This window comes from Maribacter sp. ACAM166 (assembly GCF_005771495.1).
Taxonomy (GTDB): Bacteria; Bacteroidota; Bacteroidia; order Flavobacteriales; family Flavobacteriaceae; genus Maribacter.
Genome location: NZ_VAUW01000090.1, coordinates 1 through 1,874 on the forward strand (window position 1 = coordinate 1; position 1,874 = coordinate 1,874).

Below are 1,874 nucleotides of genomic sequence, written 5' to 3' on the forward strand. Positions count from 1 at the left end.
ACCTTTGCTCTAAGGTCAATTGTTTGTAATGTTTCATCAAAACGAATATAAATATTGAGCCTAAAACAGATGGGGCTAGCCCCATCTGTTTTAAATATTCGTGTTGCACTTATGACTTGAACTTAGACTTTTATTAAATAGTGATTTTAGTATAAAAGAAATTTCGTAACTAATCAGTTTGTCTTTTGAGGCTTTGCTTCAGCGATAAGAGCCAATGCATCCAAGACATTCATTCCATTTTTGATTGTGGTATCTATGACGGATCGTATTTTGGCAAAGTTCTGGGCTGCTTTTGCGGTTTTGAACTGCCCCGATATTTTCTGTTTCACTTTCACATTGCGAATGGCCCTTTCGGATGCGTTATTATCCGAGGGGACATCTTGTATGAAAAGAAATGTGAACAGATGCCTTCTTTCACGGCACATACGTTTGTAAAAGGTATAGAGTTCCCCATGTTCTTTATCGGGAGGTCTTTCCATTAGCTTACCTAGTCGTTGTACGATATTGGTCCTTTCAATATCCCGTTGCCCGATATTCTGATTTTTGGATAGATTGATGGCATCATAAAGCAACGCCTGGAAGTTCTTGCCCCATTGGTTACCGCCATATTTTTCGTTCAGGTAGTTTAAATGTCTCAATAGATGTGGTAGGCAGGTCTGATGGTATTTTGCCTTGGTGGCCATTTGTGCCCTCCATCCATCACGTACCAGAGTAGCATTGGGGAAACCATGGGGAAAATTAGCCTCAATAGCCAACTTGCCCCTTGTGTTACTGTGGGCGATATAGGTCAAACGGGAAGTTTGCCAAGTCCAGAACCAATTTTTGTCACCGTTTACCTTTACACCTGTTTCATCCGTTCCGATAACCATGGCACTGGAGATTCTTTCCCTAATCATTTGATAAAAAGGTGTTGCCCTATTGGCAAAACGATTCAATAAACAATGTAGACCGCCTTCGCTGATGTCGATATTGAAGACATCGTTCATCATTTCCTTCATTCTCGCAAAGGGCAAATACTGGCGCGCGTGAAAATAGCCGATAAGTGCTTCGATATTTCCCCCATAGCTTACGGGGGCATCCACTCCTTGGGGGAAATCCGTCACGGTGCATCTGCCACAGTCACATTTTTTACCGTAGGTGCGGTACTGGGTCCAAACAGCTTTAACAGGTGGTATGTCCACAATTTGACGTGTTCTATGCCCGACAGCAATGACTTTCTCCAAAGACAGACCACAATTGTTGCAATATTGGGGAACTAAATCTATAATCCGGTCGGGTACGGATGTCATTTCCAAGGTATGCCCTTTACGGCCCAGCTGACCACCTGGCTTTTTACCGGTAGATCTGCGAAGACTTTGATTCTTCTTTGGACGGTTCCCGTCCTTGGAAGGTGGAATCGAACTGTTACGGCTGTTCTTGGGGTTTTCATATTTGGCAAGGCGTTCACGCAGTTGCGCATTCTCCTTTTCAAGTTCGAGCACCCGGTATTCAAGCCTTTCCAGACGCATGATAAGTTCCGATATAATCCTGTCCTTCTCGATAGAAACAAGATCCGAAATTATTGGTTTCGATCCAAATTATTCGGTAACTTTATTTAAACTGATTAGTTACGAAATTTCATATCAGTTAGGGTTTAATGAACCTTCATATTTTAGTCAATACTTCACAAAACAGGAAGAGGAATCTCCTTTAGCATTTCGGCAAAAAAAGTTCAATAATTATATCTAAAAGTTCATTTTATATATTCTCTAAGTTCAAGTCATAAGTGCAACACGAATATTTAAAACAGATGGGGCTAGCCCCATCTGTTTTAGGCTCAATATTTATATTCGTTTTGATGAAACATTACAAACAATTGACCTTAGAGCAAAGGT

At 41.1% G+C, this 1,874-nt stretch carries 1 protein-coding gene; it reads right to left on the reverse strand.

Going from position 1 to position 1,874, the window contains the following annotated elements; translation table 11 throughout:
* Positions 1-173: 173 nt before the first annotated feature.
* On the reverse strand, positions 174-1,508 hold the full coding sequence (tnpC, locus tag ES765_RS21450; protein WP_138116575.1) for an IS66 family transposase: 1,335 nt from the start codon (positions 1,506-1,508) through the stop codon (positions 174-176).
* Positions 1,509-1,874: the final 366 nt, after the last annotated feature.